30 protein-coding genes are annotated in these 23,865 nt (G+C 40.1%); 8 read left to right on the top strand and 22 right to left on the bottom strand.

What is annotated here, in order from left to right; all coding sequences use genetic code 11:
• Window positions 1-12: 12 nt before the first annotated feature.
• From MKY77_RS10190 to MKY77_RS10180, 3 genes are all read right to left on the bottom strand, one after another.
• Complete coding sequence (locus MKY77_RS10190; RefSeq protein WP_342515713.1) at window positions 13-771, bottom strand: enoyl-CoA hydratase/isomerase family protein; 759 nt, start codon at window positions 769-771, stop codon at window positions 13-15.
• A 294-nt stretch (window positions 772-1,065) separates the two neighbouring features.
• Window positions 1,066-1,239 carry a 50S ribosomal protein L32 gene (gene rpmF, locus MKY77_RS10185; RefSeq protein ID WP_047970756.1) on the bottom strand — a complete coding sequence of 58 codons (174 nt, stop codon included), beginning with the start codon at window positions 1,237-1,239 and terminating at the stop codon, window positions 1,066-1,068.
• A 47-nt stretch (window positions 1,240-1,286) separates the two neighbouring features.
• A complete protein-coding gene (locus MKY77_RS10180; protein ID WP_339145710.1) occupies window positions 1,287-1,802 on the bottom strand; it encodes a YceD family protein in 516 nt (171 codons plus the stop codon).
• A 160-nt stretch (window positions 1,803-1,962) separates the two neighbouring features.
• On the opposite strand from MKY77_RS10180, the gene MKY77_RS10175 reads away from it, so the two are divergent.
• A complete protein-coding gene (locus MKY77_RS10175) occupies window positions 1,963-3,207 on the top strand; it encodes a nucleotidyltransferase (protein WP_339145709.1) in 1,245 nt (414 codons plus the stop codon).
• Window positions 3,208-3,722: 515 nt separating this feature from the next.
• Here MKY77_RS10175 and MKY77_RS10170 read toward each other — a convergent pair.
• Together MKY77_RS10170 and MKY77_RS10165 are read right to left on the bottom strand one after the other, a co-directional pair.
• Window positions 3,723-4,748, bottom strand: a complete 1,026-nt coding sequence (locus MKY77_RS10170; protein ID WP_339145708.1) for a SepM family pheromone-processing serine protease — start codon at window positions 4,746-4,748, stop codon at window positions 3,723-3,725.
• Window positions 4,738-5,535, bottom strand: coding sequence for a patatin-like phospholipase family protein (locus MKY77_RS10165; protein ID WP_339145707.1), 798 nt, complete (start codon window positions 5,533-5,535; stop codon window positions 4,738-4,740). The genes MKY77_RS10170 and MKY77_RS10165 overlap by 11 nt, the downstream gene beginning before the upstream one ends.
• Before the next feature lie 309 nt (window positions 5,536-5,844).
• Between MKY77_RS10165 and ylbJ the strand changes: the two genes are divergently transcribed.
• Window positions 5,845-7,116, top strand: a complete 1,272-nt coding sequence (gene ylbJ, locus MKY77_RS10160) for a sporulation integral membrane protein YlbJ (protein ID WP_339145706.1) — start codon at window positions 5,845-5,847, stop codon at window positions 7,114-7,116.
• 30 nt (window positions 7,117-7,146) lie between these two features.
• On the opposite strand, the gene coaD is transcribed toward ylbJ, so the two are convergent.
• The 3 genes from coaD to MKY77_RS10145 all read right to left on the bottom strand — a co-directional run bounded on the left by coaD (window position 7,147) and on the right by MKY77_RS10145 (window position 9,402).
• The gene (coaD, locus tag MKY77_RS10155; RefSeq protein ID WP_339145705.1) at window positions 7,147-7,632 is read right to left on the bottom strand and encodes a pantetheine-phosphate adenylyltransferase; all 486 of its coding nucleotides are present in this window, start codon (window positions 7,630-7,632) and stop codon (window positions 7,147-7,149) included.
• A gap of 1 nt (window position 7,633) precedes the next feature.
• Window positions 7,634-8,206: a 16S rRNA (guanine(966)-N(2))-methyltransferase RsmD gene (gene rsmD / locus MKY77_RS10150; RefSeq protein WP_339149784.1), complete on the bottom strand. Its 573-nt coding sequence runs from the start codon at window positions 8,204-8,206 to the stop codon at window positions 7,634-7,636.
• 875 nt (window positions 8,207-9,081) lie between these two features.
• Entirely contained in the window at window positions 9,082-9,402 is a 321-nt protein-coding gene (locus MKY77_RS10145) for a hypothetical protein (RefSeq protein WP_339145704.1), read from the bottom strand.
• Between the two features lie 108 nt (window positions 9,403-9,510).
• Here MKY77_RS10145 and MKY77_RS10140 point away from each other — a divergent pair, with 108 nt between their 5' ends.
• Entirely contained in the window at window positions 9,511-9,900 is a 390-nt protein-coding gene (locus MKY77_RS10140; protein ID WP_339145703.1) for a methylthioribose kinase, read from the top strand.
• 220 nt (window positions 9,901-10,120) lie between these two features.
• Here MKY77_RS10140 and MKY77_RS10135 read toward each other — a convergent pair whose 3' ends face one another.
• Entirely contained in the window at window positions 10,121-10,396 is a 276-nt protein-coding gene (locus MKY77_RS10135; protein ID WP_339145702.1) for a DUF2129 domain-containing protein, read from the bottom strand.
• Window positions 10,397-10,542: 146 nt separating this feature from the next.
• Here MKY77_RS10135 and MKY77_RS10130 point away from each other — a divergent pair, with 146 nt between their 5' ends.
• The gene (locus MKY77_RS10130) at window positions 10,543-10,878 is read left to right on the top strand and encodes a hypothetical protein (protein ID WP_339145701.1); all 336 of its coding nucleotides are present in this window, start codon (window positions 10,543-10,545) and stop codon (window positions 10,876-10,878) included.
• A 39-nt stretch (window positions 10,879-10,917) separates the two neighbouring features.
• On the opposite strand, the gene MKY77_RS10125 is transcribed toward MKY77_RS10130, so the two are convergent.
• The 4 genes from MKY77_RS10125 to MKY77_RS10110 form a co-directional block, all read right to left on the bottom strand.
• Complete coding sequence (locus MKY77_RS10125) at window positions 10,918-11,367, bottom strand: YlbF family regulator (protein WP_339149783.1); 450 nt, start codon at window positions 11,365-11,367, stop codon at window positions 10,918-10,920.
• A 71-nt stretch (window positions 11,368-11,438) separates the two neighbouring features.
• Window positions 11,439-11,864, bottom strand: coding sequence for a hypothetical protein (locus tag MKY77_RS10120; protein WP_339145700.1), 426 nt, complete (start codon window positions 11,862-11,864; stop codon window positions 11,439-11,441).
• A 118-nt stretch (window positions 11,865-11,982) separates the two neighbouring features.
• Window positions 11,983-12,222 (bottom strand): YlbE-like family protein, encoded by a 240-nt coding sequence (locus tag MKY77_RS10115; protein WP_339145699.1) that lies wholly within the window; start codon window positions 12,220-12,222, stop codon window positions 11,983-11,985.
• A 15-nt stretch (window positions 12,223-12,237) separates the two neighbouring features.
• A complete protein-coding gene (locus MKY77_RS10110; protein ID WP_339145698.1) occupies window positions 12,238-12,639 on the bottom strand; it encodes a YlbD family protein in 402 nt (133 codons plus the stop codon).
• A 138-nt stretch (window positions 12,640-12,777) separates the two neighbouring features.
• On the opposite strand from MKY77_RS10110, the gene MKY77_RS10105 reads away from it, so the two are divergent.
• Both MKY77_RS10105 and MKY77_RS10100 read left to right on the top strand, forming a co-directional pair.
• Entirely contained in the window at window positions 12,778-13,263 is a 486-nt protein-coding gene (locus tag MKY77_RS10105) for a PaaI family thioesterase (protein ID WP_339145697.1), read from the top strand.
• A 15-nt stretch (window positions 13,264-13,278) separates the two neighbouring features.
• Window positions 13,279-13,656, top strand: coding sequence for a hypothetical protein (locus MKY77_RS10100; protein WP_339145696.1), 378 nt, complete (start codon window positions 13,279-13,281; stop codon window positions 13,654-13,656).
• Between the two features lie 23 nt (window positions 13,657-13,679).
• Here the strand turns inward: MKY77_RS10100 and MKY77_RS10095 are convergent, their stop codons facing one another.
• A complete protein-coding gene (locus tag MKY77_RS10095) occupies window positions 13,680-14,741 on the bottom strand; it encodes a CAP domain-containing protein (protein ID WP_339145695.1) in 1,062 nt (353 codons plus the stop codon).
• Window positions 14,742-15,112: 371 nt separating this feature from the next.
• Entirely contained in the window at window positions 15,113-15,526 is a 414-nt protein-coding gene (locus tag MKY77_RS10090; RefSeq protein WP_339145694.1) for a CBS domain-containing protein, read from the bottom strand.
• A gap of 237 nt (window positions 15,527-15,763) precedes the next feature.
• Here MKY77_RS10090 and MKY77_RS10085 point away from each other — a divergent pair, with 237 nt between their 5' ends.
• Window positions 15,764-16,120 (top strand): YugN family protein, encoded by a 357-nt coding sequence (locus tag MKY77_RS10085; protein WP_339145693.1) that lies wholly within the window; start codon window positions 15,764-15,766, stop codon window positions 16,118-16,120.
• A gap of 56 nt (window positions 16,121-16,176) precedes the next feature.
• Here MKY77_RS10085 and MKY77_RS10080 read toward each other — a convergent pair whose 3' ends face one another.
• Window positions 16,177-16,518 carry an Asp23/Gls24 family envelope stress response protein gene (locus tag MKY77_RS10080; RefSeq protein WP_339145692.1) on the bottom strand — a complete coding sequence of 114 codons (342 nt, stop codon included), beginning with the start codon at window positions 16,516-16,518 and terminating at the stop codon, window positions 16,177-16,179.
• Between the two features lie 399 nt (window positions 16,519-16,917).
• Between MKY77_RS10080 and ytvI the strand changes: the two genes are divergently transcribed.
• Window positions 16,918-17,976, top strand: a complete 1,059-nt coding sequence (ytvI, locus tag MKY77_RS10075; protein ID WP_339145691.1) for a sporulation integral membrane protein YtvI — start codon at window positions 16,918-16,920, stop codon at window positions 17,974-17,976.
• 40 nt (window positions 17,977-18,016) lie between these two features.
• Here ytvI and MKY77_RS10070 read toward each other — a convergent pair whose 3' ends face one another.
• The 6 genes from MKY77_RS10070 to coxB all read right to left on the bottom strand — a co-directional run bounded on the left by MKY77_RS10070 (window position 18,017) and on the right by coxB (window position 23,691).
• Window positions 18,017-18,484 carry a DUF420 domain-containing protein gene (locus MKY77_RS10070; protein ID WP_339145690.1) on the bottom strand — a complete coding sequence of 156 codons (468 nt, stop codon included), beginning with the start codon at window positions 18,482-18,484 and terminating at the stop codon, window positions 18,017-18,019.
• A 40-nt stretch (window positions 18,485-18,524) separates the two neighbouring features.
• Complete coding sequence (gene ctaG, locus MKY77_RS10065) at window positions 18,525-19,433, bottom strand: cytochrome c oxidase assembly factor CtaG (RefSeq protein ID WP_339145689.1); 909 nt, start codon at window positions 19,431-19,433, stop codon at window positions 18,525-18,527.
• 334 nt (window positions 19,434-19,767) lie between these two features.
• On the bottom strand, window positions 19,768-20,100 hold the full coding sequence (gene ctaF / locus MKY77_RS10060) for a cytochrome c oxidase subunit IVB (RefSeq protein ID WP_339145688.1): 333 nt from the start codon (window positions 20,098-20,100) through the stop codon (window positions 19,768-19,770).
• A gap of 6 nt (window positions 20,101-20,106) precedes the next feature.
• Window positions 20,107-20,730, bottom strand: coding sequence for a cytochrome (ubi)quinol oxidase subunit III (locus MKY77_RS10055; protein ID WP_339145687.1), 624 nt, complete (start codon window positions 20,728-20,730; stop codon window positions 20,107-20,109).
• Window positions 20,730-22,601, bottom strand: coding sequence for a cytochrome c oxidase subunit I (gene ctaD / locus MKY77_RS10050; RefSeq protein ID WP_339145686.1), 1,872 nt, complete (start codon window positions 22,599-22,601; stop codon window positions 20,730-20,732). Before ctaD ends, MKY77_RS10055 begins: the two co-directional genes overlap by 1 nt.
• A 25-nt stretch (window positions 22,602-22,626) precedes the next feature.
• A complete protein-coding gene (gene coxB / locus MKY77_RS10045) occupies window positions 22,627-23,691 on the bottom strand; it encodes a cytochrome c oxidase subunit II (RefSeq protein ID WP_339145685.1) in 1,065 nt (354 codons plus the stop codon).
• Window positions 23,692-23,865: the final 174 nt, after the last annotated feature.

The following is a 23,865-nucleotide window of genomic DNA, read 5'->3' as shown; positions in this document are numbered from 1 at the left end:
TGCATTCTCTTATTATTTCTTGTGTTTTAGAAACGCATTTACCGCTTCATGATGCTCATCCTGTTCCCAAAGAATGGAACATTGCTCTATTTCTGCTATCATTCTTTCTTTTAAAGCTGTTTGTTCCCACTTGGAGATGAATGTCTTTTTATAGCTTCTTAACACTGTGGAAGAAACTGCGATTTCTTCTTCAACGTACTGTGGATCGAAGGATGGAACTACTTTTTGTATAAACCCTAGCTCCATTGCTTCACTGGCTGTAAATGTTTTGGCTGAGGACAGCATTTTTATGGCGCTTGCATGTGGTACCTTTTCCATCAGCATGCTAGCTCCGCCCCATCCTGTCGTGATACCCAAATTCCCCTGCACAAATCCCAGTTTTGCATGTGGTACTGCCCATCGTTGGTCGCATGCAGAGGCAATCTCACATCCACCGCCTATGGCAGTGCCATTTATCCATGCAAAAGTTGGAACCGGCAATGTCATTAGGTTGTGAAGCACCTTACCCATTTTAGAGAGCATGGCGTATGCATCCTCTTTCGTATGTAAAGCATGAAACACGGAGAGGTCACCTCCTGAACAGAAGGAATGCTGGCCGCTACCAGTTATGATAACCCCTCGGATGGCAATATTCTCACGAATTTCATTGAGCCCTTTTTCCAGCTCGTTCATCACATCATAATCGATTGCATTACGCTTCTCAGGGCGGTTGATGGTAAACCAGTAGAAGTGATTATCATCTATGTATGTATGGACTTTTGATTCGTTCATTTTTTAATGGACCACCTTTTCTTTAATCATTGTGTTTATTTTAACTTATTTTTGGTGGTAAATGTGATTTTTTAGCGGGTTTACATGGGAGGATGGGGGGATTACCATTAGGATTTATTAATATACCAGAGAAGTTGGTATTGATGTTGGGACCGGGATTACTCAGTTCAAATGTCCGAAGTTTTTAAATTCTTGTCCGAACACATTTTAAAAATTGCCCGAACACCCTAATACTTTGTCCGAAGCTAACATAAAAAAAGCATAAGGCAATTGGCCTCATGCTTTTCTTATCATTTATTTGCTTACTACTTCTTTCCCTTTGTAAGTACCGCATGCCGGGCATACACGGTGTGATAATTTCTGTTCACCGCAGCTTGGGCATTCTACCATACCAGGAACTTGTAGTTTAAAGTGTGTACGACGCTTTCTTTTTACAGTTTTAGACGTTCTTCTGAAAGGTACAGCCATTCTTCCCACCTCCTTAAAAAATGAGCATCTACTACATCATGTAATTTCTACTCTTTGTCTTTCTCAAAAAACTTAGCCAGTCCTGCAAGTCTAGGATCCACTTTTTCCTGTGTTTCCTTTTCTGAAATGACGCCCCAGTCTTTTCCTGATTGGGGAGCAGCCTCTTCCTTGTCAGGAGATTCGCTGAATACCTGCATCGGCACTTCAAGGATGATCGCTTCTCGAATAACCGGAAGTAAATCGACCACATCCCCTTCAACCGTATGCAATTCTTCTTCATCGGTTTCATACTCGTCAGGCTGAAAAAGATAAGTTTCAGTTGTTTTTATCGTAAAAGGATAGTCCACATCAACCAACGTACGTGAACATGGTAAAACCATACTACCTTCCACAGTTAGATGAAACGTAGCTTTTTTTGAACTTAAATCAGCTCTTCCAGTTACATGAACTGGTTTGACAGATCGAATTTCACTATGTGCCGTAATTTCACTTACATCAACTGTTTCATCGATTTCTAAACCTTTATGTTGTAACTGATTTAACTGGAATAATGTCCATTTCAACAAGATATTCACCTCAAGGCAACAAAAGTAATTATAGCTTTCGCATGTTTATTTGTCAATATTTTTTCTTTACACTATAATTATAGACATAATAACGTAATTTGAACAAGTATCCAAATAAAAATGACGCTAATCTGAAAAATGATCGGGTGGGTGAACGATGAAATCATTAGGTGTGATTGTGGAATACAACCCTTTTCATAATGGGCATTTGTTTCATTTGGCAGAATCAAAAAGAACAACAGGTGCTGAAGTTGTCATAGCCGTAATGAGCGGACAATTCCTTCAGCGCGGCGAACCTGCACTTGTTTCAAAATGGACCCGTACGAAAATGGCCCTAGCCAATGGAATAGATATCGTGGTGGAGTTGCCTTATGCTTTTGCCACACAGAAAGCGGAAGTATTCGCCAGTGGTTCTATTTCTATTCTTTCAGGCTTAATGTGTAATTCTGTTTGCTTCGGAAGTGAACAAGGTAACATGGAGGATTTTAAGAGAACAATATCACTTATGGATAATGAAAAAGAACAACATGACCTTCTTGTACAAACATTCCTTGGACAAGGATACAGTTTTCCAAAAGCATCCTCCCTTGCTTTTTTAAAGTTGACGGAAAATAAAGATGACATTTTGGATTTAACCAAGCCAAACAATATTCTTGGATATCATTATGTAAAGGCAATCCAAGAGCAGCAAAGCTCTATGCAGGCTTTTACTATCGAGCGGACAGCCGCAGGTTATCATGATCCCGAGTTCAATGATACACCAATCGCAAGTGCCACCAGTATAAGAAAACATCTTTTCGATAACAATGGCAATATTGAAAAGGTCCAGCGCTTTGTACCTGAAAAAACATATGACCTTTTAGGTCACTATCTCCACAAGGTCGGCAGTTTTCACCAGTGGGAGGACTATTTTACCCTTTTGAAATATCGAATTCTTTGCAGCACCCCGAAAGAGCTTTCTGAAATCTACGAAGTGGAGGAAGGGCTTGAGCATCGCTTGATCCATACAATGAAAGATAGTATGACCTTCCATGAATTCATGACAAAGCTGAAAACAAAGAGATATACGTGGACTAGGCTGCAGCGTATGTGTACACACCTCCTTACCAACACCAAAAAAGATGTCATGTTGGATGTTTCTTCATCCAAGAGAAGCGAATATATCCGGTTGCTTGGTATGAGTAGACGAGGCCAGCATTATCTTAAACAAATAAAAAAAGATGTAGATATTCCTATCCTATCTAAGGTTTCTGGAGTGGAAAGCCCTATGCTTGACATGGATATCCGCGCTACCAGTACATATGCAATGAAGTTCAATGAACCTGCACGCAGCGAATGGATGCAACAAGAATTTTCCAAACCTCCGATCAGATACGATGAAGAAGAGGAAAATTTCCTTTAAAACTTGATACATAAAAACGCCTCACAACCAATTGAGGCGTTTCAGACTGTTGGCAAACTATAAACTAGTTAGGTACCTGTTGGAAGAGTTGATCTTCGTTGCAGGAGCTTCGCTTTCCGCGGGCACTCCGGAAGCCTCCTCGGGCTACGCCAAGGCCACTGAAAAACCTAATAACTTATCTTTTTTATGGTTTCTAGCTGTTGCTTGGAGCAATAGGCGAAGACTCCTGCGGGGGGATAGCGACAATCTTGAGACCCCGCAGGGCGTAGCCTGAGGAGGCTCAAGGTCGCCCCGCGGAAAGCGAAGCCGTTTGCGGAAATCAACAGCGGTGGTAACCAGATTATTAAAGTTCATTACTTTTTCAGTGGCTACGGCTTCGCCCTGCGGGGTCTTCCATGTCCTTTCCTCCCGCAGGAGTCTTCGCTCCTTCCACTGCGATCAACTTGAAAATTTCATTATTTTAAGCTTTGTCTACAAACTGAAACGCCTCACAACCATCGTGAGGCGTTTTTCATTTATTCAGATTTAGAATCCAATTGCTCCAAATACTCAATTGCATCTTCAAATGTATCAACAGGCACGATTTTCATCGATGTCTTTATATCTTCTGCTGCAATAAGGGCCTCCTGATAATTAGAACCCTCAGCCCCTTTTTCGTTCGGTGCGAAAAATATATCCACGCCAGATTTATCAGCCGCCACAATCTTCTGTGCAATTCCACCAATTCTTTGTACTTCTCCATTTTCATTGATGGCACCAGTACCAGCTATTTGATATCCTTTTGCAATATCTTCTTCTAATAGCTGATTGTATATTTCTAACGAAAACATCAACCCTGCAGAAGGTCCACCAATTTGTGCAGTGTTTATTGTGATAGGTGGATCCATCGTTATTTCATAATCGGTCAGCAAGCTGATCCCAAGTCCTGCACGATTAGGGTCTTCCGGATGTTGACCAAGCGTAATCGAAGTAGTTTCTTCTTTTTGATTCCTGTCGAATGTAAGAACTATTTCATCACCGATTGACTTGTCTCCCACCCGCTCCATCAAATTCTCTGCAGTGGCTGTAGGCTCTCCATCAATATGTGTGATGCGATCCCCTATTTTGAGCTTCCCTTCCGCTGCCAAGCCTTCTTTCACGCTAAACACATAAACGCCTTTAGAAATAAGTTCCACTTCTTTCCCGGCTTTCTCATAGGCTATCTTAATGGCAGTCTCTTTAGAGCTTTCCATCATATGTAACTGACGATAGGAATATTCTTCATCTGATTCGTCTTCAGCACGGATTTGATTGATAGGAAAGATATTTTGATATTCACTGACTTTTGCAAGAGCATAGGTGAATATATTTGCCTTCCCCATCTTAACGGTAGTCAGCATGAAGCTTCCTTCGTCTTCATACCCACCTTCAACAGAAACAAGCGGCCTCAATTCTTGTGCATCTCCAGGTCGAGTCACATAATAGGGCAATGTTATAAAATTGAGGACTACCGCGAGCAATATCCCAATTAGTAGGGATCTCATTACATATCTACTTTTCATGTTGATGTTTCTCCTTCCACTCCTCTAGCAACTTTCTGATATAAGGTATTTGTAATCTTGTTGCTTCTTCCCCGATTCGGATTATTTCTTCAATATTGGTGAATGCCCTAGAACTGTAATGAGCCACAGAAGGCCTTATCATAATATCCGCTTCCAATTCACTTCGTTTCACCAATTCATTCTGCATTATATCAATAGTCTGCATAATCACATCAAATATCGAATCCACGGGTTCATTTGTTTTTACTTGTGACACATCAATGGCAATGACAATATCCGCCCCCATTTCCTTTGCCACACTGACAGGAACTCGATCTACGACCCCTCCGTCTACCAACAGGCGGCCATTTACCTTTTCCGGCACAAAGATTCCTGGAATAGATATGCTTGCCCTGACAGCATCGGAAATGGGACCACTATTAAATACCACTTTTTCCGCTCTTTCCAAATCGGTTGTGACAATGGAAAGCGGAATGTCCAATTCTTCAATATTTTTATTTTGAGTAAACATGCGGATAAGTTCCTTGACGCGGTTTCCACTCACGAATCCCATTTTTGGAACTGTAAAATCCAAATAATATTTCCGTTTGAATGCAGTCGCTATTTTATAGAGGCGGTCCATATCATGACCCATGGCATAAAAGCTTCCGACAAGCGCCCCCATGCTGCTACCCGCAATAAGGTCAATGGGGATATTCTCTTCTTCCAATACTTTAAGTGCACCAAGATGAGCGAATCCACGCGCACCACCAGATCCCAATGCAATTCCTATTCTAGGTTCCTTCAAGTCATCACCTCAAGCTGTTTACAGCCACCTAGTGCTGGACAGCAACCAAAGTCTTATATGGTTATCGTTTGATAACCTCTTTCTATTTATCATACGCTTTTCCTTTTTCTTGGTGAACAAACTGTGAAGACTTGGGTCATTTTAGGTTCTAATTCCCTGTCCCATCCACGTATATTGAAAGGTAAGGTAGCTGGACAACCTAGTTGCCACTGTATGGGTAATTAATATTATTCTAACAAAAACCTAATCATTCTTGTACAAAAAAGAAATCCGAACGTCTTCTACAGGAGCACGAACCTTTTATTTTTCATGCAACATTCTACGAAGGGGGTTAACAGCTTGGATTCTTCAAAATGGAAAACGCTGTTTTTTGCTATTATTATTTCCCTACTTACACTATCTCTTATTCTTAACCCTCAAGCTTCTTTTCAAGCGAGTGTTAGAGGACTTAATATGTGGTGGGATATTGTATTCCCTTCCCTTCTCCCTTTCTTGATCATCAGTGAACTACTGATTGGTTTCGGGGTAGTGGCATTTATCGGGGTCCTTCTCGAGCCATTTATGCGTCCCCTTTTCCGGGTACCGGGAGTAGGAGGCTTTGTTTGGGCGATGGGAATGGCATCTGGCTATCCTTCCGGGGCAAAACTCACTGTAAGACTACGGCAGGAAAATCAGATCACTCAGGTGGAGGGGGAAAGACTTGTGTCTTTTACCAACTCATCAAATCCCCTTTTTATATTCGGTGCAATTGCAGTGGGCTTTTTTCATAATCCCAAGGTGGGAATCATTCTGGCAGCTGCTCATTATATCGGGAATATATGTGTTGGATTAGTCATGAGGTTTTATGGACCCTATTACAAGTCCAAACGGCAGGATGAATTATCAAGAACCATTCAGAAAGTATCTATAAGGAAGGCATTCTCCGAGCTTCATAGTACACGTTTAAAGAACAATAAACCCTTAGGTAAACTACTGGGGGATGCAGTTTTGTCGTCTGTACAAACTTTGCTCATGGTCGGAGGCTTCCTTATCCTGTTTTCCGTTCTGAACAGTATGCTGTCTCTCATATCTGTTACCGCCATACTTGCGGGCATCATCAGTTTATTGCTGACATTGTTTGATATTTCAAAAGATCTCAGCTATCCGCTCATTTCAGGCCTTTTCGAAATTACGCTTGGAGGAAAACTGACAAGTGAGGTGAAAGGTGTAACCTTGATGGAACAGATTATTGTGACAAGCTTCTTCCTTGCCTTCAGCGGATTCTCTGTTCAAGCACAGGTTGCAAGTATATTGGCAGAGTCCGATATCCGATTTAAACCCTTTTTCTTTGCCCGTATCCTGCACGGGACATTTGCAGCTTTCATTACTTTTATCCTATGGCATCCCCTGGACCGGAAGCTGGAGGGATTTGAGACTGCGAGCGGGGATATACCCGTTTTTTCCCCGTTGGTACCTGATGGTTTTTGGGAAAACATGCTGAACCTTTTTCAATTGTATGGCCCTCTTTTCACCTTATCGATGTTATGGATTTACCTTTTTCTGTTATTTAAAAAGAGGAGAAATGTAAAAAACCAGCACTGATATATTAAACAGTGCTGGTAACGTTCTTTCTTATTCTTTACGGAACTTTTTACGTAACGCCTCTTCTACAGTGGGTGGAACAAGCTCCGAGACAGATCCGTCATATTTCGCTACTTCTTTCACAATACTCGAACTAAGGAAAGAGTATTGATTGTTGGTCATCATGAACAGGGTTTCAATACTTTCATCCAGCACCCTGTTCATCGAGGTAATCTGCATTTCGTATTCAAAATCAGAGACCGCACGCAGTCCTCTAACAATGGAACTCGCATTCTTACTATGGGCATAATCAATCAAGAGACCATGGAACTCTTCCACTTCCACATTACCGAACTCTCTTGTCACTTCTTTTATCATTTCTACCCTCTCTTCGACTGTGAAAAGAGGTTTTTTAGAAGAATTGTTCAAAACACAAACATATACTTTGTCGAAGACTTTCGATGCTCTCTTGATAATATCCAAATGACCAAATGTGACCGGGTCAAAACTGCCCGGACAGACCGCTACACTTGCCACATTAATTTCCCCCTTCTACTCCCCGGCTAGGTCGATAAACGGAAATGACCGTCAACCCATAATCCTCCTGCCTTGTTCTAATAAATCCCCCCATTTGTTTTGGCAGTTTTACGTCATTGCTATGCTCTGCCATGATAAGTCCTGTCGGGGACAAAAGTCCATATTCACTTATTTTATGTATCAAATCTTCCAAATGGTGTTTTTTATAGGGTGGATCTAAAAGAATAAGATCAAATTGAATTTCCCGTTTTTTTAATGCATTCAGTGCTCTTATAGCGTCATTACGGTAGACTTCAACCTGTTCTTTCAAGTCGAAAGCCTCTACATTCTGCTTAATCGTCTGTATGGCTTTTCCATCCTTGTCCACAAAAATCGCTTTATCCATTCCCCTACTGATCGCTTCAATACCGAGTGACCCGCTTCCACCAAAGAGGTCTAATGCAAGACCGCCGTCAAAATACGGACCGATAATATTAAAAACCGCCTCTTTCACTTTATCAGTAGTCGGTCTAGTATTCATCCCTGGAACCGCTTTCAACTGTCTACCTTTCCATTTCCCCGAAACAACTCTCATTGTATCACCATACTTTATTTCTAGATTGTCAATCATCAATATCCTATCATATTCGACAAGAAATTCAAAAGTATTTCTCAAGCTACATGAAAGGAGCTTAACTTACTCCTGTAAATTTTTGTTCCAGGTGTTCGCTTATCCAGAGGGCGCTGCTTGAGCCTCCTCACAACGGTCGGCAACCTACCGCTATCTCCCGCCGGAGTCTTACACCTTGCATTACAATCCACAGGGAGACTCCCAATCACTAAGTAAGGGTTAAATCAAATTCTATAAGATTAAACTAATGTGTATAGCATTCTCTAATTCTGTTCATACTAAGTTATAACAACATCCTTTCGTGTGATGTTGTTGCCAACCGCGGAGAAGACTTACGTTTCCCCATAAGTTCTTCCTCCGGTTTCTCCTCTCCCTTTGCCTTCTTAACCTTGATTATGTCAAGGGATGGAAGGACCCTGCCCGGACATCCGAGCAGGGTTTTTTTGGGCTCTTTTCTCAAGGCTCTTTTCTCAAAGATTGTTGCTATTTACTTGTAAAAAGTCGGCAATTGGACTTTTTACTGCTATCAGACTCTATAAAGTGCAAGTAGTTTCTTCAGTACAGCCGGGAAAAGAGCACGACAGTAGGGAAGATAACGGACGGTTTAAAAATTCGTAAAAGCAACAAAGTTTACGAAAAGAGCCTTTCTCAAAGATTTTTGCTATTCAATAGTAAAAAGTCGGCAGTTGGACTTTTTACTGCTTAGATACATAAAAAAAGCAGCAGTGAATTTTGTATTGCAGGGAAAAGAGCACGACAATAAGGTATATAACGGTTGGTTCATAAGTACGTAGAAGCAACAAATTTTACGAAAAGAGCCTTTTTGTTCCAAATATATATTATGCCAGGCTGTCAATATCGAAGCCACCATCCTGTTGTGCCTCACAAAGGTTCAAGCATAGCTCGCTCCATTCCAGTTCATTCATTACGCCCTTTGCCGATACATAGGTTTCAATTTCTTCTATGCTCTTATCTTCCAATAGCTTCTCCTCTTCTTTTGAGAGTAACCCTTTTGATACCAGATAATATAGAATGCCGGTTACAAGCATCCCTTTGATCGGCAACCTATGATTCTTATCTGTAGACTTTTCACCATAGAAATGATCATAGACATACATTATAATCATGCTTGCAATGAGTATCAGGGTAAACCACATCATTGGCAAACCTCCTTCTTCATTTGGATTCTCTTCAATTTTCCAAGGTTACATGGTAAAGTATGTGTGAGTAATAGTAAGAGTAAGAGCTGCTTTGAGAGGAGAAGAAAAATGATACAACGCTTTATAGAACTTGGTGAAGGTTATTCTGATATATATGAACTCATGGAGTTGACAAGAAGCAATAAGGAACGTCTGCAACACCTTATCATGCTACATACTGTAAAAAACGGAAGGGATATGTCTTCCTTTGTGGCAGTAATGAAACCAACACACCCTGGGGATTTCCAAGCCCTTTATATCTGTTTGGAGGGGATTCCCAATCACAAGTTTAAACCGAATAAGCGGGCCGAACTATTTCAAGAGGTCGCAAAAGAACTAGGCAAGGAAATCATACAGTTCGATGTAAAACCGACAGAAACCTTTGCAGAAAAGGAGCTATATTTTCATTATTTAATTGGGATACTACGGTTAAACCATTATATTCCCGCATTAAGATAATCATGAAACATAAAAAGCAGTACAAAACCTATTTCTTAAGGTTGTACTGCTTTTTTATTATTTTACCTGTTCTAGCTGTTGATTGAAGCTAAAGATGTGGATTCCAGCGGGAGAGAATCGTCAACTTGACACACCTCAATTGTTGCGTGGCGGCACAAGGTCGCCCCATGGAAAGCGAAGTCTTTTGAGGAAAGCAACAGCGTCGTTTAACAAATTTTTTCTATAGACCCATTTTATAATCGTATTCCTTCGCTTTATCCGGTCTTGAATTTTCATAATGCGTTTTAATGGAAGGTTTATGGGATACCTCCACTTTTTTTACATAGGATTGCCTGTTCAACTTTTCCACAAGTGATTCTGTATCTTCGCTGTTACAATAGAACAGGACATACTTTAATTTCTTGGATATATATATGACATTTCCATAGCGTCTTAATAATTTGGCTTGTTTTAGAGAATGAAGCCATACGACAATGCCTTGTCTTTGTGATAGCATAGAATTTACCCCTTTATAATGAATCTTTCACTTTTATACAAACGTATTATTTTATAGTTTAGCATGAATGGAAATATTATGACATAGTTAAAGCAACCGAAATATGAGAATATTCCCTCACTAATGTTTAGGAAAGGGTGTTTTTTGTGGAACTCGAGCAGATCTGGGATACATTTCTGGAAGAACTAAATAAAAATGATCTAGTAATTCATTGCTTTCGTAAAAAAGTAACCGGCATTCCTTTTTTATATGTGCAAATCGATTCTGACCATATTTTCGGCTGGGAAGAGAAGGGGCAATCTTTTATTCAGGTTTGCTCTAAAAAAGCAATGTTTAAGAAAAAGGTGACGGTTGAGACTCATTTCTTTCGACGTCAGGATAATCTTTTTGTGTACCGGCATCGGTTCTATGTACCTCAGGAAAAGATGTTCTGCTGTGGTAACCTATGTGAAGATTGTATCCGCTTGAAGAAAAAAGTTTGAAAAAAGAAGCTGCGAATGTGCAGCTTCTTCGGAATAAATCTAGCTTGCTTTGCAGCCACATCCGCCACCGGAACCGCAGCCACCGCCGCAGCTGGTCATGCTATCGAAAAACGGATTACCTGTAGGCACCTTTACGTTCTCGGAAACAGCTTTTCCAATCATGACACTTATTTCATCCAAGGTTTTTTGGATGGCATCCTCTGCTTGCTTGAATGCGTGAATGGTCTCGTGGAGATCCACTTTCCGCTTCAACTCACGGGTTTCGAGGGTTACTTTACGATAATCAGGATGATACTTCCCGAATCTCTGTACTTCCTCATATCTTTCTTTTATAGAATCAAAAGCACGTATAAGCTCTTGTGCTTCTGGGTCATGTTGTAAATTATATAGACAGCGATGATAGTCTTCAGCAAGTTCGGACTGCCAAATCATCTTCGCTAATTCTTCCGCTTTTTCGACCATTTGAACATGCTCAAAAGTAGCAATCATCATGGAATACACCTCCAAGACCATCATACCATGTTTTACTACGGAAGTGTAATGCTCTATTTATTGGAGTATCAGATTTCTACTTGGAAGGTTTCTTCTATGCCATACTCAGAACTATCATTATGGAGCAGCTTCACCTTGATCTCATGCCTGCCTTTCGGAACTTCCTTTAGTATGAAAGCCCCACTTGAAAAAGTGTCCCATTGTTTATTATTAAGATAAACTGCCACCTGTCCCTCTCCATGTTTCTTTCCGCTAGCTGTAGACTGGAAGTGGAAATCAGGTGTAACGATGCATTCCATATAGATGTTAGAACCTCTAATCTGATGATGAACAATCATGGACAAAGAATTTTGTTTGGGTAAGGTTGAATGGGATAGTACCTCCATCACTTCTCTTTTGGCACCTACTTCACTCTCTGGTTTTTGCTGCTCTTCCTTGCACCCACCTAGGACCGACATAAATAGACAGATAAAAAAAATTGCCGTTTTTTTCACAGCGTAATCTCCTTCCTTTTACTTGATTTAGCTTTAGTTTGAGAAAGGAGGTATCATTCTATTCGAATGGATTTCAAAATTAAACGCCCCCACTAAATATGGGAGCGTAGTAATGCAATTAATCCATGTTTTTCATTGTTTGAAACATATGAACCATCATGGAAGCCATTTGAACGGAGTTTTGAAATTTCTCCACTTTATGAGGGATTGTCTGCTTGTAATAATGCATAGAAGATAATTCAAAGTCATTCAGTTTCTCAGGGTTCCTTGTCAATGTCCGATACCACAGAGGCTGTTCCCTTAAGTAGCTTTTTAACGACTTCTTCTTTTGAATGTATTCATAGATATCTTTTCGCATGTATCTCATCCATTCCTAATCTTTTCGAAACGAAAACGGATTCTTTGCTCCTTGAGTAGGAGAACTTCCTTTTGTTGCATTGGGGATGAACTGTTGGATCAGTTGTTGAATATTTCCGATAGCTGAATTGACATTTGTTAAATGATATTGCATTTGGTTCATATCCATCTTCTTCAATGATTGCAGCAATTGAGGAATAACATCAGATTTTGCTCCTTTGTCAGCATTATCATCTTGGGCCGCGCCGTCCTGTCGGAAGCTCTTCCAACTCTCATCCTCTTCCCCTAGCAGATACCATTCCTCGAACAAATCCTGCCATGTCTTTTTCTTGTTTCTTACTTCCTCTGACAGCTTAGGGTGCCTTTTTACAAACTCCTTGAACTTTTCGATACTTGGATGTTTTTGTTTTGTTGCCATTCTCTCACCTCTTTTCTGCATATATGCCTAGTTTATTTTATTGTAAAAAAGAAAAAGCGTTCGCCTATTTTTCTTTTCTTCCGTGCTCTCCATTGTTAAGATGTAGATAGACTTTTGAGTAGAAAGAAGGACAAGAGAATGGATATCAGTCAGCAATGGGAAGATTTTTTAACAGATGCAACCGAAGAGGAGCGCGATGTGGCTTCTTTATTCCTTCATAGTCTAAAAAGGAAAAGAGATGGAGTCAACGGTACTCATATCGGGGCACTTATGGAAATTAAAAGTGAGTTTCAAGAACCCGACACTTTAACAATGGAAATCCCGAATACAGCACTATTGCAAAACTCTCTGGACATATTGCATGGGGGCTTGACGGCGACTTTGCTTGATTCCGCAATGGGAACACTCGCATTCAAGTTGATTCCGGAGGATAAGGCAGCTGTTACCACCGAAATGAAGGTGAATTATGTAGCAAAAGGAGTAGGCGAGCATTTTACCTGTGTGGCCACAGTGATACACAAGGGCTCCAAGCTGCTCGTAATGGAAGGGAAAGTCTATCGTAGTGACGGTACTCTAATCGCACATGCTACTGGAAGCTTCTTTGTCATTCCCAAAAGAAGTTAGAAAGGAAGGAGAATAATGGTTACTGCTATTGTTATTCCTGTTCTGATTTTATATTTTTACTGGATAACAAGAAAAGAGGCAGCCAAACAGAAGGCACGTTGGGAGAACCTTTGCGACATTCCCCTTGAATCGAGGGTGGAAGGGAAAGTGGTAGATTTGCATACGGAAAAGAAGCATTTTTACCATCAACTTTTTACCCTGGACACCACTATCCGGATACAGAATATTAATAAGACCATCACCATTGTCTACAAGCAACCCTATACAGAGTCCAATAGCCCCCCTTCCCTAATGCCTGGAGATGAGCTAATGATACATGGCATGTGGGAGGATGACTTGTTTCGGGCAGGAGAAATCCTTACAATCAAGAGCAAAGACAGCCATGGGGAATAAGGCTGTCTTTTTTATCCATCTATTTACCAGGTTTCAATAAAATTTTGGGTATAATATTTCTCATTCACACCGACACCCAAATGCGTAAACCTTGAATTAAGCAACGTGTTTCTGTGACCTTCACTATTCAGCCAACCTTCAACAGCAGCAACCCCATCCACATACTTTGCAGCAATGTTCTCCCCGGCAAGGCGGAATGTTATCTCCCCTTCCATTAACCTATCCGTCAACGTTCCTCTTGTTGGAGAGGTATGAGAAAAGTAATTGCCCTCCCTCATGTCCTTGCTATGTAAGTAGGCGACTTCAGCTGTATTTCCATCCCACTCCACTGCATCAAGGTCAAAACGGGCTCTGATGATGTTGGTAAAATCAATGATTTGCTGTGCATTGCCTTCCTCAACCCTTGTCCACTCCTCGTCTGTCAGCTCTTTGGCATCAAGTAAAGGACCTCTATACACAAGCTCGTAAGGCCGTTGTTTGATTAATGTTTCATCATTCATATACCGTACACTCGACAACTGTTGTTCAAAATCGTCAAAATATAGTTGTACATAAATATCCTCCACCTTAATTAAGGGGCGGGTCTTCATTTCATCAGGCTTCAGCTGAAATTGATAGGATCCCTCCTTATGATCCACTGTTACACTATCAGGAAAATTATATTTTTCGTTTAGGGATTCATAGGATTGTCCTACTTCAAACAATTCATGTTTGCTCTCATTTCCTGTCCCAAAAACGGTCACTATTTTCCCATCACTCACACCAAATTGCATGTAATTCGCTAGATTCTTGTTATATATCCACCATTCATAATCATAAGAAGATAAATCTTTGCGGTCAGGGTCACCAAAAGTATCCAGCAGTTCGTTCACATCTTTACCTACAAAAGAAGCCAAACCTTCTATGTTATCATTCATCTGAATTTCCGATTGAACAAATGCTTTTTCCTCGGATTCTCTTTTTTCCGGAGTAATCTGTCCGCTAAGAGGTTGTTCCTTTATGAAACTCTCTATTTCATGAGGTTCAACATTTACGAATAAATACAAACAAAAAGCAATAAATAGCAAGAAGAATAAACCTCTCATCCACTGTTTCCCTCCCTTTTCTATCATTATATTTAATAGTGACCTTTTCATTCCACTTTTACGTTTTACTAGACACTAGTAGAGTTATCCTATGTATACCCTTATTGAAAAAAATGAATACTTCACAAGCTTAAATAAATTAAAGGTTAGTTAATCCACCACTGTTGATTTCCGCAACGGGCTTCGCTTTCCACGTGGCGCTTGCGGACCCTCCTCGGCATGCCTGCGGGTTCTCCTCTAAATGCTACCTCCCGATGGAGTCTTACGCCCATTGCAACAATCAACAGCTAGATTCCTCTTTAACCATTCAAATGCCTCACAGAACATAAAAAAAAACTGGATTCTTTTGAAATCCAGTCTTTCATTAGATGCTATTGTTCTGATATTTCACTAAGCGCTTCTCCTGCCTGATCATCAGAATAGTCACGGATTGCTAAATCACCCAGTGAAACAATTCCGATAAGTGCGCCATTCTCGACTACGGGCAATCTTCTTATCTGATGCTCAGCCATCTTATGAGCGGCTTCTTCGATAGAAGCATCAGGTCCGATGGTAATTAAGTGATCACTCATGATATTGGTTACAGGATTTGAACCGGGATGCTTTTCAGCAATCCCTCTTACAACAAGGTCTCTATCCGTGATCATACCAAGTAGCTCATTGTTTTCAACAATCGGAATTGCTCCAACATCCAGGTCTTTCATTTTTGTTGCGACCTCAAAGACATTATCAAGCGGTGTGCAAAAATCAACATTCGTTGTCATGACTTCACGTACAGTTTGCATATTCTGACCTCCATTAATTTTCATACATAGCCGTGCATTAAATAGAGGAGGATAAGAGTATCCCTTCTCACATCCTTAGGTTCACCATTTTCTACAAAATCATGACTTTTTTTAAAAAACTTTCTATGACATGGATAGTTATTCTATTCCTTATTGAAAGTTATCCTCTTTCGTACTATTATTAACAAGGAGCATACTTATTTCGAGATGTAGAGATAGAAAAAGGAGTGTACATACATGAAAATTGAAAATACAGGGTTTGAAAATGAAAAAGTAGAATTATCCCGTCTAACGGACATTTTTGAGGATTTAGGCTTTGACCTTGCTGGTCAGTGGGATTACGAGCGAGTTACATTCGATCGAAAATTTGAAACAAAAGAAGGTGTATTCTACCTTCGTGTCCAAGGGTTTGCAGTTGAAGGTGATGTTGGTGGTTCTCATGCTATGATCAATTTGCTTACACCACTTTTAGGCAAACATTACTACCCACATGGTGTGGAATACGGTGAAGGTGAAACATTCCCATCCAATGTAGTTTCCACATCTAAATCATTGTTAAAACAAGCCAAAGAACGCATGGATGCATTAAAATAATACAAGATACGAATGAAGGTGATTTGCTGGTGTAAAACCTGCTGTCACCTTTTTTATTATTTCACCCAAATACCATCTACGTACACGTTCACTGCTTTTACAGTGTACCCTGTAATTACTTCAATTTCTTGTTTAATTAACTTCTGGAGTTCCTGAACCTTCATCGGTATACATTGGCTATATTCAACTTCAATAAAGATATCAATGTTAATATTATTTTCCATGTCATATTGGATGACCGCGTTATTCAATTGGTCCTTGCTAAGTATGGAATAAAATTTTCCCAGCAACCTTGGAGGAAGAGTTTTTATTCCACCGATATCAGTGACACATATGGATATGACTGTTTGGAGCAACATATTACTCATGTCTGTTTGACTTTTCTTAAGCTCCAACATAGGATAAACCTCCTTTTTGTGGTTTTATTATTTTATGTGTACACACTAAACATGGTGCCTGTATAACTTATCTTTCCCAATTCCCTTTCTTTATCAAAGGCTCTTTTCTCAAAGAGTGTTGCAATTCGCCAGTAAAAAGTCAATATAGGAGTTTTTACTGCTTATATATCTGAAAATATGCTTGTAATAAGTTAAGTACAACAGGGAAAAGAGTAGGTCAGTAAGGAAGATAAAGGATGATTCCAAAATCCCAAAAACAACAAAGTTTACGAAAACCGCCTTATCAAAAAAAATCATAATTACTATCTGTACACATATTTATTTTCTTACATACTGTTATTTCAATAAAATCCGTACTATAATTAATATAGGAGTATGGTATTAGAAAGGAGACATCCATTGTCAACGCTGTTTAGTATTCGAACACTTTTTATTCTGATCATTATTGCGGTAATAGCCGTAATTGCTTTTTTCATATTGCCTGTTTCCATTCCCATTATCATCGCTTTAATTACTGCGCTTTTTCTTGAACCTCTTGTAAGGCTGATTCAAGAACGTGCCAAACTGAAAAGGAACCTTTCCGTTTTTATCGTATTTTTGATGTTTGTCACAAGCATTGGGATCATGGGCTACTTCCTGACAACTAAAGTGATTACAGAAGCAATCAACCTGGTAGAAAATGCACCTTCCTACATAAATGAAGTGAATCGGGTATGGCGGGATTTCCAGGCCGACCTAACTAATGCTTCCGAAGATCTTCCACCTGAATTTGTCAGTGAAATTAGTCTGCAGGTAGATAAATTGCTTTATGATTTGAGGATTTATTTAACAGACCTTTTCAATATCCAAAATGTAAAAAATATTTTTACCAACATACCGAATTATCTCGTCAGTTTCATTGTCTACTTGATAGCCTTGTTCCTGTTTCTACTGGATATGCCTCGCTTGAAAGCCGGCCTCTATTCACACTTGAAAGAAGAAACGGCAGATAAGGTCCATTTTATGAGTTCAAGATTATCTTATGTAATTTTCGGATTTTTTAAAGCCCAGTTTTTAGTGAGCATCATCATATTTTTCATTACACTTATTGGTTTACTATTCATCGCCCCAGAGGTTGCTTTAATCATGGCCTTCATAATCTGGGTCATCGATTTCATTCCAATCATCGGCTCGATCGTCATACTGGGGCCATGGGCATTGTTCCACCTTATAACTGGTGATATCAGTCTCGGAACGCAGTTGGCTATATTAGCAGTTGTATTGCTAATCATCAGAAGGACAGTTGAACCGAAAGTGATGGGAAGCCATATCGGTCTTTCTCCATTAGCTACACTGATCGCCATGTATTTAGGATTAAAGCTGATTGGTATCTTAGGATTCATTGTCGGTCCACTCTTGTTGATTGCGTTCAACTCGGCTCGTGAGGCAGGAATCATCAAATTGAACTTTAAGATATAGCTCAAAAAAGGTGTTTGGACAATTGTCCAAACACCTTTTTTTATAGTCCCAGTATGGCTTTGAAAACAGAGGTGGTTTCTCCACCTTGATAGATAACGTATAACAATAAGTATACGGCCACTCCTGTGATAGCTGTTGTAAACCATACAATACTTGTAATAGGCCCAAGCTTTCTGTGCCTATCAAGTCGATTTTTATATCCTGTCCATAATGTAATGATTCCCATCACAGCACCTATAGTCGCAAGTGTAATATGGAACAGAAGAAAAATTGTATAGTACACTTTAATGTCATCAGGTCCGCCAAAGCTTGTGTTGCCGACAAAAATGGTCCTTGAAGCATAAATAATAAAAAAGATGATAGCAAAGATTGCTGCAAGAAACATCACTTTTTTATGCGCTTCAATCTTTCTTTTACTAATCAGATACCAGCCTATCGCAACAAAAATTGCGCTCAATACGATAAAAAACGTACTGATTGTTGGCATTATCGGAATTGAATAATCCATTTCTTTCTCCCCTCGTTCTAACTTGTTGCTATCTATCCAATCATTCTGCTACTTTTGGATGCATTGCCTTGTTCAGGTCCATTTCGTCCTTTTCACGCTCACGTCTGGCCCATCCAAAGAAAACATAGGCAAGTATGCTTCCATACATGATTTCCTGAATGATCTTCATGATGACACCGCCGAGCTGTTGATCTTCCACTAGTGGCAACGCATTAAATAACTCAGGGCCTCCAAGGTCAAGGCCGGCCAAAGTACCCGCAGGTACACATAATTCAAGAGCCGCAAGCCAAGCCGTCATCTCTGAATAGGTTGCATATAAAGGCTGATCCGCGAAAATGATCAGCGCACACGCAGGCGTAAGAAGCATTCCATCAGCCATGATATACCCGATTTTTTTAATTCCGGATAAACGTTGCTCCTCAGGCAGTGGATTGACAAGTGGCCACCACATGATAAATGCTCCCACGAACATAACGGTTGTATATGTTGTATGATAGACCATGTCCACTTTTATCGTATCAAATACAACAGGTATATGGTACAGAGAGAAAAGCACATTAAACACCAATAATGCTATCAGTGGCTTGGAGATAAATCTGAATACCGGCTTAACAACCGGAAGATTGATGACTTTTCTTAATACCCACGCCGGCATTCCCATCAATAAGATAGGTGGTATGACCAGATAGAGTATGGCCATTTGTGTCATATGTGCACTAAGCATCAAGTGACTTAATAGATCCACCGGTGATCCTTTTATCAGATAGAACAAGATCATACTGCTTAGAAAAAACGCACGTTGCTTATTGGATATTTCTTCAGAATCCTTGAAGCGGTGTCGACCTTTTCCAGTAATATAAAAATACAGAATAGTTATAAGTATGGTTGTAGCCAATAAATATGGACTCCATAACGCTTGAAATCCAAACATATCCAAGTTACCAATCATTATGCTGTCACCTCAATTTTTTGAAAGCTTCACCACTTTCACTTTACATACACATTATACTATACAAGGATAAGCCCATTCAATGAAGTGTGAAAAAGGATGGTTCCATAAACAGTAAGTGTCATTATTTAGACAAGGTTCCATTTTGTTTACTAAAAATAATAAGCAATAACGGCTGGTCCTTATAAAGCTGGATAATTACTTAGCCTGAGGTGGCTCAAGGTCGCCCCGCGGAAAGCGAAGCGCCTGGAACGGAAATCAACCGGATTTTACAGTTTCACATATTTTAAAAAGCAAAAAGACAGCCAATTAAGGCTGCCTTTTCCATTTGATATTACCACCAAATGATAGTCGTGAATGCTAAGATTGTAATCAATCCAACTGCCAAACCGGAGTATAAGAACATCGCCGGCGTTTCATGCCCTTTGTGGTTCATGTGCATGAAATAGTAGAGCTGGAAAATACATTGTACGATTGCAAGCAAGATGATGAATGGTACGATAAAGTACTTGGACATCTCTGCACCAACCGCCAAGAAAGCAAGCAGAGTAAGGAAAATCATTAATACGAAGGAAACAACCTGGTATTTCATTTCTTCCTTATTCTTTTTACGACGGTATTCTAAATCTACTTTTGGGTTACCTGTATTTGATTGAGTATTTGCCATCAGTCATCACACCAATCCCATTAAATATACTACAGTAAAGATGAATAACCATACAACGTCGATAAAGTGCCAGTATAGTGATGCTACATAGAACTTAGGAGCATTGTACAGATCCAATCCACGTCTCATGTTACGGATCAATAGTGTACCGATCCATAATAATCCGAAGAATACGTGGGCACCGTGAGTACCAACTAATACATAGAATGCAGATCCAAATGCACTACTAGTAATCGTATGGCCTAAATGGATATAATGATTGAACTCATAAATCTCTAGGATTAAGAACGCTAATCCTAGAAGCCATGTGATACCCATCCATAATTGCATCTTTTTGAAGTTAAAGTTTTTCATGTGGTACATAGCGTACACACTTGTTAATGAACTTGTCAAAAGAATCATCGTTGCGGCAAATACAAGGCCAAGGTCGAATAATTCTTTTTGGTTTGGACCGGAAACAATGGAATCTGGTCCACTAAGAGCTAAATAAGTTGCAAACAATGAAGCAAATAAAACAGTCTCTCCGCCTAGAAATAACCAGAAACCTAAGAACTTGTTTTTGCCTTCAAGGGTCGCCTTTTCAGGCGAAGCTGGGAAAGTTTCTGCTGTTAGTTTTTCTTCTGTATGCATTATAGCTTCGCCCCCTTGTCATCATCTTCACCAAGAAGATCTTCTTTATGAATATGATATCCATGATCGTCAATTATAGAACGGAAGAACATGGCACCAAAAGTTACTAATAATCCAATGATCATTACTGGGATACCCCAAGCGTAATCATTTTTGAATAGTACACCAAATGCTGCTATGAACAATCCAAATGAAATGATAAACGGAAGAATGGAACCGTTTGGCATGTGGATATCACCAATTGGCTCTGCAGGCGTCATGCCTTTTTTGCCTTCCATTTTCTCAACCCATAATGGATCAAGTCCACGAACGAGTGGAGTTTGTGTAAAGTTGTGCTCTGGTGGTGGTGAAGGAATGGACCATTCTAACGTACGGCCATAACCCCAAGCATCCCCAGCAACTGTCTGCTTGCTTAAAGAAGTTTTTACGATATTAACGAATAATACTATTGTTGCAAGTGCCATGAAAATAGCACCAACGGAACTGATCAGATTGGCAAAATCCCATCCTAAATCCTTACCAAATGTAAATACACGACGTGGCATACCCATTAGGCCAAGGAAATGCTGGATGAAGAAAGTTAAATGGAAACCAATGAAGAACAGCCAGAAAGTAATCTTTCCTAAGGTCTCATCTAAAATCTTACCGAAAATTTTCGGCCACCAGTAATGTAGACCGGCAAATAAACCGAATACTACCCCACCAACGATTACGTAATGGAAGTGAGCTACTACAAAATAAGAGTCATGGTACTGATAGTCAGCTGCTGCCGATGCTAACATTACCCCTGTCACTCCACCAAGTACGAAACTTGGAATGAAAGCAATGGACCAAAGCATCGCAGTATTGATTTGTAACTGTCCGCCCCACATTGTGAACATCCAGTTGAAAATTTTAATCCCTGTTGGTACGGCAATCGCCATTGTTGCAACAGCGAAGATTGCGTTCGCAATTGGTCCAAGACCTGTTGTGAACATGTGGTGAGCCCATACCATGAATCCTAAGAAACCGATTAATACTGTTGCGAATACCATGGAAGAGTATCCGAATAAGCGTTTCTTAGAGAAAGTTGAGAATACATCAGAGAAAATACCGAATGCAGGTAAGATCAATATGTATACCTCAGGATGTCCAAAGATCCAGAATAGATGTTCCCAAATTACTGTGTTACCACCCAGATTCGGATCAAAGAATGCTGTACCGAATAAACGGTCGAACATTAACAATGCCAACCCTACAGTTAATGGAGGGAAAGCGAAAAGAATTAGTGCAGATGCCACAAACGTGGACCAAGTGAACAATGGCATACGCATATATGTCATACCAGGTGCACGCATATTAATGATTGTAACAAGGAAGTTAATTCCCCCGATAAGGGTACCAATACCCGAAATCTGGAGTCCTAAAGCGTAAAAATCAATACCGTGACTTTCAGATGCCAAAGACAGAGAGGCATAAGAAGTCCAACCAGCATCAGGTGCCCCACCTAGAAACCAACTAAGGTTAAGGAAAACTCCTCCAAAGAAGAATAACCAAAATCCCAAAGCGTTGATAAATGGGAATGCAACGTCACGTGCTCCGATTTGTAAAGGAACAGCTGCGTTCATGAACGCAAACAATAATGGCATCGCTGCCAGGAAAATCATTGTTGTTCCGTGCATAGTAAGTATTTCATTATAAAGGCCTGCAGCTAAAAAATCGTTATTAGGTACAGCCAACTGGATACGAATGAACATCGCTTCCAGGCCGCCAACGATAAAGAAGAATCCGCCGGCAATAAGGTAAAGGATGGCGATTTTCTTATGGTCAACCGTTGTCAGGTAGTCCCAAACCGTCGCGCCAAAGCCTTTTTTCTGTGCTAACGTACTCACAATGTAACCTCCCTTTCTTAAAAATCTATTCTTCGTCCACTTTTAATGACATTAAGTATTCAACAAGAGCGTCTACTTCTTCCTGTTTCAAGTCCCCGTATTTTCCTGTCATCAGGTTACCAGGCTTGATTTCTTCAGGATCTTTAATCCATCTTTCCAATTCTTCAGGGGTATGATCCAAAATACCAGCGATTTTAGTTCTATCTCCGAAGTTTGTTAAGTTTGGACCTACGTTTGCATCGGCCTGTGGATCTGCTCCGATTGCGTGACACGCAATACAGCTTTGAGCGAAAATTTCTTCCCCAGCTTGTGCAAGTTCCGTATCATCAGCTGCATGCTCTGTTCCTTGCATGTCTTCGATCCACTGATCAAACTCTTCACGAGACATTGTCTTAACTTTGAAGTCCATCAATGCATGGGAAGGTCCGCATAACTCGGCACATTTTCCGTGGAATAGGTTTTCTGCCTGTCCTACACGCTCTGAATCAAAGTTTAACCAGAAACGGTTAACATTGTCCGTGTTTGTATCCATTTTCCCTCCAGCAGAAGGAATCCAGAAGGAGTGTTTTACTTGACTTGCTTCCAAGTTGAAGTAAATATTCTCATCTGTTGGAACATATAAATCTTGACTTGTCACTACTCCATACTCTGGGTATTCAAACTCCCACCAGTATAGATGTGCTGTAACATTTACTATCAGTGCATCAGTTTCTTCCTCATCCATTTTGCTTACATCAGCAAGGTGGAAAGTGTAAGATACAGTTGGAACTGCTAAGATTAATAGTAATAAAATCGGAATAACAGTCCAGGTGATTTCAAGCTTGTGGCTTCCCTCCACTTGCTTTGGAATAATTTCTTTATCGCCTTTACGCTGACGGAATTTTACTACAACGTAAATGAAGATAATAGAAACCACAACTACTACAAGAGTCATAATTGCTGTGCTTAACAAAATCAGTGATTTTTGCATATCTGCCACTTCACCTACCGGCTGAAGTGCAGATAAGAATGGTTTACCACAGCCTGATAAGAATAGCGCCATTACACTGAAAAGTGATACTATACGCCAATTAGGTAGCCATTTCTTCATAGCCTAATCAAACCCCTCTTTCATATTTAGTGAGTGAAGTAGAATGTATTGATAAATTCCTTCAAAGCTTTTAGAAAGAATCTAATCACGAAGTTAGATGTAGATCCGATTCGTCACCGGACCCTCACATGCTATCACCTCAATAGGACAAAATTCGCACTCATTGTTTACTAT

The sequence above is a fragment of the Sutcliffiella sp. FSL R7-0096 genome, assembly GCF_038595065.1.
Taxonomy (GTDB): Bacteria; Bacillota; Bacilli; order Bacillales; family Bacillaceae_I; genus Sutcliffiella_A.
Note: the sequence above shows the minus strand (reverse complement) of the source record. Positions and strands in the feature narration are given on the sequence as shown.

Excerpts from the sequence above, each read along its gene's own strand:
- MKY77_RS10190 (WP_342515713.1), bottom strand. The coding sequence starts at position 771 with ATGAACGAATCAAAAGTCCATACATACATAGATGATAATCACTTCTAC.
- rpmF (WP_047970756.1), bottom strand. The coding sequence starts at position 1,239 with ATGGCTGTACCTTTCAGAAGAACGTCTAAAACTGTAAAAAGAAAGCGT.
- MKY77_RS10175 (WP_339145709.1), top strand. The coding sequence starts at position 1,963 with ATGAAATCATTAGGTGTGATTGTGGAATACAACCCTTTTCATAATGGG.
- MKY77_RS10170 (WP_339145708.1), bottom strand. The coding sequence starts at position 4,748 with ATGAAAAGTAGATATGTAATGAGATCCCTACTAATTGGGATATTGCTC.
- ylbJ (WP_339145706.1), top strand. The coding sequence starts at position 5,845 with ATGCAACATTCTACGAAGGGGGTTAACAGCTTGGATTCTTCAAAATGG.
- rsmD (WP_339149784.1), bottom strand. The coding sequence starts at position 8,206 with ATGAGAGTTGTTTCGGGGAAATGGAAAGGTAGACAGTTGAAAGCGGTT.
- MKY77_RS10145 (WP_339145704.1), bottom strand. The coding sequence starts at position 9,402 with ATGATGTGGTTTACCCTGATACTCATTGCAAGCATGATTATAATGTAT.
- MKY77_RS10140 (WP_339145703.1), top strand. The coding sequence starts at position 9,511 with ATGATACAACGCTTTATAGAACTTGGTGAAGGTTATTCTGATATATAT.
- MKY77_RS10135 (WP_339145702.1), bottom strand. The coding sequence starts at position 10,396 with ATGCTATCACAAAGACAAGGCATTGTCGTATGGCTTCATTCTCTAAAA.
- MKY77_RS10125 (WP_339149783.1), bottom strand. The coding sequence starts at position 11,367 with ATGATTGCTACTTTTGAGCATGTTCAAATGGTCGAAAAAGCGGAAGAA.
- MKY77_RS10115 (WP_339145699.1), bottom strand. The coding sequence starts at position 12,222 with ATGCGAAAAGATATCTATGAATACATTCAAAAGAAGAAGTCGTTAAAA.
- MKY77_RS10110 (WP_339145698.1), bottom strand. The coding sequence starts at position 12,639 with ATGGCAACAAAACAAAAACATCCAAGTATCGAAAAGTTCAAGGAGTTT.
- MKY77_RS10105 (WP_339145697.1), top strand. The coding sequence starts at position 12,778 with ATGGATATCAGTCAGCAATGGGAAGATTTTTTAACAGATGCAACCGAA.
- MKY77_RS10100 (WP_339145696.1), top strand. The coding sequence starts at position 13,279 with ATGGTTACTGCTATTGTTATTCCTGTTCTGATTTTATATTTTTACTGG.
- MKY77_RS10095 (WP_339145695.1), bottom strand. The coding sequence starts at position 14,741 with ATGAGAGGTTTATTCTTCTTGCTATTTATTGCTTTTTGTTTGTATTTA.
- MKY77_RS10090 (WP_339145694.1), bottom strand. The coding sequence starts at position 15,526 with ATGCAAACTGTACGTGAAGTCATGACAACGAATGTTGATTTTTGCACA.
- MKY77_RS10085 (WP_339145693.1), top strand. The coding sequence starts at position 15,764 with ATGAAAATTGAAAATACAGGGTTTGAAAATGAAAAAGTAGAATTATCC.
- MKY77_RS10080 (WP_339145692.1), bottom strand. The coding sequence starts at position 16,518 with ATGTTGGAGCTTAAGAAAAGTCAAACAGACATGAGTAATATGTTGCTC.
- MKY77_RS10070 (WP_339145690.1), bottom strand. The coding sequence starts at position 18,484 with ATGGATTATTCAATTCCGATAATGCCAACAATCAGTACGTTTTTTATC.
- ctaG (WP_339145689.1), bottom strand. The coding sequence starts at position 19,433 with ATGATTGGTAACTTGGATATGTTTGGATTTCAAGCGTTATGGAGTCCA.
- ctaF (WP_339145688.1), bottom strand. The coding sequence starts at position 20,100 with ATGGCAAATACTCAATCAAATACAGGTAACCCAAAAGTAGATTTAGAA.
- MKY77_RS10055 (WP_339145687.1), bottom strand. The coding sequence starts at position 20,730 with ATGCATACAGAAGAAAAACTAACAGCAGAAACTTTCCCAGCTTCGCCT.
- coxB (WP_339145685.1), bottom strand. The coding sequence starts at position 23,691 with ATGAAGAAATGGCTACCTAATTGGCGTATAGTATCACTTTTCAGTGTA.